The following is a 7,010-nucleotide window of genomic DNA, read 5'->3' as shown; positions in this document are numbered from 1 at the left end:
GAAGCTCGACGCCTCGACCAGCCCGCCGCTCGACTGCATGAACAGCAGCGGCGCGCCGAGGGGGGCCTCGACGGTCGTCTCGCGCAGCACCGCGACCTCGGCCAGGCCCATGCCGTAGGCCGAGAGCACCCCGGCCAGCGGATGGATCATCACCCGCTCCATCCCCAGTGCGTCGGCGACCAGGCACGCATGCTGGCCGCCCGCGCCGCCGAAACAGGCGAGGGTGTAGCGGGTCACGTCGTGGCCGCGCGCGATCGAGATGGTCTTGATCGCGTTTGCCATGCTGTCGACGGCGATGCGTAGAAAGCCCTCGGCCAGCGCTTCCGCCGACATGCCGGCTTCGGCGCCCATTGCCTCGAATCTGTCGCGCACGGCCGTAACGTCGATCGGCTCGTCCCCGTTCGGGCCGAACACGGCCGGGAAATGATCGGGCCTGATCTTGCCCAGCAGCACGTTGCAGTCGGTGACGGTCAGCGGCCCGCCGCGGCGATAGCAGGCCGGTCCCGGCACCGCGCCCGCCGATTCCGGACCGACCCGCAGCCGTGCCCCGTCGAAGCGGCAGATCGATCCGCCGCCCGCCGCGACCGTGTGGATCTCCAGCATCGGCGCGCGCACCCGGGCGCCGGCGACGATCCGCTCGCTCGACCGCTCATAGGTGCCGGCATAGTGCGACACATCGGTGGAGGTGCCGCCCATGTCGAAGCCGATCACCTTGTCGAACCCGGCCTCTGCTGCCGTCTTCGCCATGCCGACGATGCCGCCTGCGGGCCCGGACAGGATCGCGTCCTTGCCGCTGAAGCTCGACGCCTCGACCAGCCCGCCGCTCGACTGCATGAACAGCAGCGGCGCGCCTTCGTCCAGGTTCGCCCGCACCCGCTCGACATAGCGGCGCAGCACCGGCGACAGATAGGCGTCCACCACCGCCGTGTCGCCGCGCCCGACCAGCTTGATCAGCGGTCCGACCTGATGGCTGACCGAAATCTGCTCGAACCCGGCTTCGGCTGCGATCTCCGCCAGCCGCCTCTCGTGCGCCTGATGCTTCCACCCATGCATCAGCACGATCGCAATAGCCTTGAAGCCGCGTGCGCGGGCCGCGGCGAAATCGGCGCGCGCCTGCGCTTCGTCGAGCGGCGCCAACACATCCCCGGCCACGGTGACGCGTTCGCCGACTTCGATCGCCTCGCCGTAGAGCGGATCGGGCAACCGGATATCGCGCGCGAAGATATCCGGCCGCGCCTGGTATCCGATTCGAAGCGCATCGCCGAAGCCCCGCGTGATCGCCAGCACCAGCTGCTCGCCCTTGCGCTCCAGCAGTGCATTGGTCGCGACGGTGGTGCCCATCTTGACGCTGTCGATCGGCCCCGGCCCGTGCTCCGCGATCAGCGCCGCGATTCCGGCAGTCGCCGCGTCGTCATACCGTTCCGGGTCTTCGGACAGCAGCTTCTTCGTGATCAGCCGGCCATCGGGAGTCCGGGCGACGATATCGGTGAACGTGCCGCCCCGGTCGATCGCAAAGCTCCAGCCCATCCGCGCGGCTTTGGGGGAGGGAAGGGCGCGCGTCTAGCCTCTTAAGTCTTGCGCCATTCGAACGGGGGCGCCGTTTCCCGGTCCGCCGTCATGAAGGCGTCTGCCACGATCCTCAGCGGCTCGTAATCGACCTGGCTCCGCCGTTCGGCCACCAGCCTGGCGAACTCCGCATAGATTCCCGGATATTCGCCAAGGCCCGTCGGCGCATGGACTTCGCCGCCGATCTCGATCTCCGATCCGCCATGGCGCAACACCAGCTCGGGCCCGTCCACCGGCTGGACGGTGATCGTCCATTCGTCCTCGCTGGTCGGGCACCAGTCGAACGTCGCCTCGATCGGCCCGTCTGCGACCGGGCTGGACAGCTTCAGCTTCGCGACGATCGGCTGCTGGCGGTTGGCGGGCACGCGCAGCATCGTGTCATCCAGGATCAGCTTGCCGGGCACGATCTTCACCGAGATCGACAAGGCGTTGATGCCCGGATCGAACACGCCGAAGCCGCCGGCATCCCATACCCAGTCCTGGCCAGGATGGTATTTATTGACGTCCTCGTGCCAGCAGATGCGCATCGCGGCGATGCGCTTGCCCTTCAGCGCGTCGCGCGCCTGCTCGACGGCGGCCGCGAACTGCGAATGCCAGGTGGTGAACAGCACGCGCCCCGCCTTTTCGCATTCGGCGGCGAGTTCCTGGATCTGTCCGATCGTGGTGGTCGGCGGCTTTTCGAGCAGCATGTCGAGGCCGGCATCAAGGCATTGGCGCGCAATGTCGTAGCGCGGTTCGGGCGGGGTGCTGATCGTCACCGCGTCGATCTCGCCCTTCATTGCGTCCAGCATGGCCGCCGTGTCGGCAAAGCAGCGCACGCCGTCGGGCGCGCCGCCGCTGCGCGTCACCACTGCCTTCAGCTGATAGCCGCCATGGCTGGTGAGCGCCGGATAATGCTGGTCGCGCGCGATCTTGCCGTAACCGATGATCGCCAGCCGGATCATACCCGCACTCCTTCCACATAGGCGCGAGCCGCCGCCGCGACTTCGCTGGCGCTGCGTCCGGACTTGAACAGGCCCGATCCGAGGCCGAAGCCGCTTGCGCCCACCTCGAGCCAGGGACGCATCGTGTCCGGCTTGACACCGCCGACCACGATCAGCGGCACCTCGTGCGGCAGCACGGCCTTGATTGCCTTCAGCACGGCCGGGGAGGCCGCTTCCGCGGGGAATAGCTTCAGCACATGCGCGCCGGCCTTGAGCGCGGCAAAGCCTTCGCTGGGCGTGAAAAAGCCGGGGGCGGAGACCAACCCTTCCTCCCATGTCTCTCTGATCACGGCGGCGTCGGTGGAGGGCGACACGATGATCCGCCCGCCCGCCCGCGCGACCCGCTTCACGTCGTCGGGATCGAGCACGGTGCCGCCGCCGACCAGCGCCTGATCGCCGAACCGCTTCGCCAGCCGTTCGATGCTGGCGAACGGATCGGGCGAGTTCAGCGGCACTTCGACGATGCGGATGCCAGCGTCGATGATGGCGCCGCAGACAGCCTCGGCCTCATCCGGCCGCACGCCGCGGATGATTGCGATCAGCGGGCATTCGGCCAGATAGCGGGTGAAATCGGCAAGGGCATTCATCTCAGTCTCTCCGCAATCGCGCGCGCGCCGAGCAGGAAGGCATGTTCGCCGTCGATCCGGCTTGCGTCGCGTCCGGCCAGCTTCAGCGCCTCGGCATAGAGCGCGGTCAGGTCCGGCCGGCCGATCAGCGCCACCGGCCCGCCGCCGCCGAACGCCAGCCCGATCCGCACGTCTGCGCCGATCAGCAGTCCGCTTGCATAGGACGCGTTGTCGCATTCGCCGGCGCCGAGCAGGTAACGCGCGCGGATCGAGAAGAGTTCTGCCGTCAGGTCGTCATGGGCCAGGCCATGCTCCGCCCCGGCGCGGAAATCGTCGTTCGCGGAGACCTTGTCCTGCAACCGGTCGATCAGGATGCCGTGGCGGGAGAGGGTGCTGAACAGCTCGCCGGTCATCACGCTGCGGAACGGGCCGATCGCGCCGCCTTCCATCCGCACCCATTTCGCGTGGGTGCCCGGGTGGCACAGCAGCCCGTCGCGGGGCGCCAGCCCTTCGGCGAGCGCGCCGAAGATCTGCACTTCCTCGCCGCGCATTACATCGGCGTCTCGCCCGTTGCGGTAGCTGACGCCTGGCACGATCCCGACGGCTTCTTCGGGCCAGCGGATCGAGGCGACGATTCCGTCGAGCGATGCCGGGGCGGCGACATAGGGCGCTTCGATCCAGCCGCGGTTCGATCCGATCATGCCGCCCAGCAGGATCGGCTTGTCGCCATGCCGTTTCCGGATGGCGGCGATCTCGACGGGAAACCCCCCGTTCTCGACCTTCAGCACGCCAAGCTCGTCGTCCAGGATTTCGTGCGTCCGGCCGTCGGCCTCGACCATCCAGGCGCGGCGATTGGTGGTGCCCCAATCGACCGCGATGAAGCCGTCCTGCCATCGGAAATCGCCCGCCATGGCCGGGGAACGGTCAAGCCGCCACTTCGTTTCGTGAAAGTGCCCGAACATTCCGTACCCGAACCGATCGCGCCCGTGAATGCGGTGCTCGGAGAAGGCCCTGTCTGGGTGGAACGCGACCAGGCGCTGTGGTGGGTCGATATCAAGGGGCCTGCGGTGTTCCGCTGGAGCGAGGCGGACGGCGTCGAGCGCTGGACGCCGCCCTTACGCATCTGCTCGCTCGCGCCGGCCGCGGACGGCGGCTTTGTCGCGGGCACCGAGCGCGGCATTTTCCGCGCTGATCCCGCGGCCGGGCTGTACGAGGCGATCGCCGATCCCGAGGCGCTGCTGCACGACAACCGCTTCAACGACGGTAAGCTCGACCGCGCCGGCCGCTTCTGGGCCGGGACGATGGACGACCGGGAAGAGCAGGCCCAAGGCAGTCTTTACCGGCTCGATCCGGACCTGAGCTGGCACGTGATCGACGACGGCTACATGGTCACCAACGGTCCCGCCTTCAGCCCCGACGGTCGGACCATGTACCACACCGATTCTGCGAAGCGGCTGATCTACGCGTTCGACCTGGACGGCGACGGCAATGCCGGCGACCGGCGCGTCTTCGCCAGCTTTCGCGAAGAACATGGACATCCTGACGGCATGACCGTCGATGCGGAGGGGTGCCTGTGGGTCGCCTTCTGGAACGGCTGGTGCCTGCGTCGCCTGTCGCCGGACGGGGACGTGCTGCATATGATCGATATGCCGGTGGAACGGCCGACCAGCTGCGCGTTCGGCGGCGCCTCGCTCGATCGCCTGTTCGTCACGTCCGCCCGCGTCGGCCTCAACGAAAATGCGCTGGCCGTGCAACCTTTGGCGGGCGCGCTCTTTATGTTCGACGCGGGCGTACGCGGCATCGCCGACCGCCCGTTCGGATAAGGCCTGGGAGGGCAGAGCCATCGCCAACTTCATGTTCTGCACCGGGATCGAAAACAGCGTCCCGACCATCGACAACGGCAAGACCCGGATCGACGAGATGGAGGTGTGCGGCCACTACAAGCATTGGCGCACCGATTTCGATCTGCTCGAGGATCTGGGGCTGCATTTCGTCCGCTACGGGCCGCCGATCCACACGACCTTCCTCGGTCCCGGAAAATATGACTGGGATTTCGCCGACGAGACGTTCGCGGACCTGAGGCGCCGCGACATCACGCCGATCGTCGATCTCTGCCATTTCGGCGTGCCGGACTGGATCGGCAACTTCCAGAACGGCGATTTTCCGGAGCTGTTCGCCGATTATGCTGCCGCCTTTGCCGAGCGCTTCCCCTGGGTGCAGCTCTACACGCCGGTCAACGAGATGTTCATCTGCGCCACATTCTCGGCGCGCTACGGCTGGTGGAACGAGCAGCTGACCGGGGATAAGGCATTCGTCACCGCGCTGAAGCACATCGTCAAGGCGAACGTGCTGGCGATGCAATGCATCCTGAAGCGCCGCTCGAACGCGATCTTCATCCAGTCCGAATCCTCGGAATATTTCCACGCCGAGAACCCGGCGGCGATCGGCCCTGCCGAAATCCTGAACGCGATGCGTTTCCTGTCGCTCGACCTGAACTATGGCCGGCGCGTCGATTCAGAGATGTACGAATATCTGTTCGACTGCGGCATGACCAAGGAGGAATATCATTTCTTCCTCGGCAACCGGTTGAAGCAGCACTGCATCCTCGGCAACGATTATTACTGGACCAACGAGCACCGGGTCCGCGCCGACGGCACCTCGACGGCATCCGGCGAGGTGTTCGGCTATACCGAGATCACCCGGCAATATTACGACCGTTACCGCCTGCCGGTGATGCACACCGAGACCAACCTGATCGAAGGCCCGAACGGCGACGAGGCCGTGCACTGGCTGTGGAAGGAATGGGCGAGCGTGCTGCGCTTGCGCAACGACGGCATCCCCACGGTCGGCTTTACCTGGTATTCGCTGACCGACCAGGTCGACTGGGACTGCGCGCTCCGCGAGCAGCGGGGCACCGTCAACCCGCTCGGGCTTTACGATCTCGACCGCAACATCCGTGCGGTGGGCGAGGCGTACAAGCAGCTGATCCGCGACTGGCGCGACGTGCTGCCGGCCTCCAGCGTGTGCCTGGCGGTGCCGATCGTGCCGCCGTCGCACTACAACATCATGGAAGAGCGCGAGGCCGAGCGCCACCAGCGCGTCGTCAACCTGCGGCCGCCCACGACCCAGTCCAATCCCCAGGCGGGGTGAGGCCATGCAGATCGGGCGGATCGAGACTTTCATCGTCCCGCCGCGCTGGCTGTTCGTGCGCGTCGAGACGGACGACGGCCATTTCGGCTGGGGCGAGGCGAGCCTCGAGGGCCATGCCGAGGCCGTCGAGGGTGCATTCGAGGCGTTTCGCGACCGCTTCGTCGGCCATGACCCGTTCCGGATCGAGGATATCTGGCAGATCGGCTATCGCAGCGGCTTCTACCGCGGCGGCCCGGTGTTCATGTCGGCCTTGTCGGGGCTCGACCAGGCGCTCTGGGACCTGAAGGGAAGGGCGCTGGGCGTGCCGGCCTGGGAGCTGCTGGGCGGGCGCGTGCGCGACCGCATCCGCGCCTATGCCTGGATCGGCGGCGACCGGCCGGGCGAGATCGGCGCGGCGGCCAAGGCGCGCGCCGCGCAGGGTTTTTCAGCGGTCAAGATGAACGCGACCGCGGAGCTCGACTGGCTCGGCACGCCCAAGCTGCTGGAGGACGTCGTCGCGCGCGTCGAGGCGGCGCAGGCGGAAGGGATGGACGTCGGCCTCGATTTCCACGGCCGCGTTCACCGGCCGATGGCGAAGCAGCTCGCGAAATTGCTCGAGCCGCTGGGCCTGCTGTTCATCGAAGAGCCGCTGCTGTCCGAAAACCATGAGGGGCTGATGCAGATCGCGCAGCTCGTCTCGACGCCGGTCGCGCTGGGCGAGCGGCTTTATTCGCGCTGGGACTTCAAGCGCTTCTTCGAAATGGGC

Annotated in this window: 7 protein-coding genes; 3 read left to right on the top strand and 4 right to left on the bottom strand. The window is 67.2% G+C overall.

Annotation, left to right across the window (positions count from 1 at the left end; translation table 11 throughout):
• The 4 genes from VFT73_RS03240 to VFT73_RS03225 form a co-directional block, all read right to left on the bottom strand.
• Positions 1-1,527: hydantoinase/oxoprolinase family protein (locus tag VFT73_RS03240; protein WP_326408713.1), on the bottom strand; the 1,527-nt coding region annotated here is incomplete at its 3' end.
• A gap of 41 nt (positions 1,528-1,568) precedes the next feature.
• On the bottom strand, positions 1,569-2,510 hold the full coding sequence (locus tag VFT73_RS03235; RefSeq protein WP_326408712.1) for a Gfo/Idh/MocA family oxidoreductase: 942 nt from the start codon (positions 2,508-2,510) through the stop codon (positions 1,569-1,571).
• On the bottom strand, positions 2,507-3,136 hold the full coding sequence (locus VFT73_RS03230) for a 2-dehydro-3-deoxy-6-phosphogalactonate aldolase (protein ID WP_326408711.1): 630 nt from the start codon (positions 3,134-3,136) through the stop codon (positions 2,507-2,509). The genes VFT73_RS03235 and VFT73_RS03230 overlap by 4 nt, the downstream gene beginning before the upstream one ends.
• Positions 3,133-4,026 carry a 2-dehydro-3-deoxygalactonokinase gene (locus VFT73_RS03225; protein WP_326408710.1) on the bottom strand — a complete coding sequence of 298 codons (894 nt, stop codon included), beginning with the start codon at positions 4,024-4,026 and terminating at the stop codon, positions 3,133-3,135. Before VFT73_RS03225 ends, VFT73_RS03230 begins: the two co-directional genes overlap by 4 nt.
• Before the next feature lie 33 nt (positions 4,027-4,059).
• Here VFT73_RS03225 and VFT73_RS03220 point away from each other — a divergent pair, with 33 nt between their 5' ends.
• From VFT73_RS03220 to dgoD, 3 genes are all read left to right on the top strand, one after another.
• Entirely contained in the window at positions 4,060-4,938 is an 879-nt protein-coding gene (locus VFT73_RS03220; RefSeq protein WP_326408709.1) for an SMP-30/gluconolactonase/LRE family protein, read from the top strand.
• Between the two features lie 31 nt (positions 4,939-4,969).
• Positions 4,970-6,265, top strand: coding sequence for a family 1 glycosylhydrolase (locus VFT73_RS03215; protein WP_326408708.1), 1,296 nt, complete (start codon positions 4,970-4,972; stop codon positions 6,263-6,265).
• Positions 6,266-6,269: 4 nt separating this feature from the next.
• A partial coding sequence (gene dgoD / locus VFT73_RS03210; protein ID WP_326408707.1) for a galactonate dehydratase occupies positions 6,270-7,010 on the top strand: 741 nt, incomplete at its 3' end.

The sequence above is a fragment of the Sphingomonas sp. genome (genome assembly GCF_035758555.1).
GTDB lineage: Bacteria > Pseudomonadota > Alphaproteobacteria > Sphingomonadales > Sphingomonadaceae > Sphingomonas_B.
The sequence above is the reverse complement of the archived record's forward strand: the minus strand, read 5'-3'. Positions and strand labels throughout refer to the sequence as shown.

Excerpts from the sequence above, each read along its gene's own strand:
- VFT73_RS03225 (WP_326408710.1), bottom strand. The coding sequence starts at position 4,026 with ATGGCGGGCGATTTCCGATGGCAGGACGGCTTCATCGCGGTCGATTGG.
- VFT73_RS03235 (WP_326408712.1), bottom strand. The coding sequence starts at position 2,510 with ATGATCCGGCTGGCGATCATCGGTTACGGCAAGATCGCGCGCGACCAG.
- VFT73_RS03230 (WP_326408711.1), bottom strand. The coding sequence starts at position 3,136 with ATGAATGCCCTTGCCGATTTCACCCGCTATCTGGCCGAATGCCCGCTG.
- VFT73_RS03215 (WP_326408708.1), top strand. The coding sequence starts at position 4,970 with ATGTTCTGCACCGGGATCGAAAACAGCGTCCCGACCATCGACAACGGC.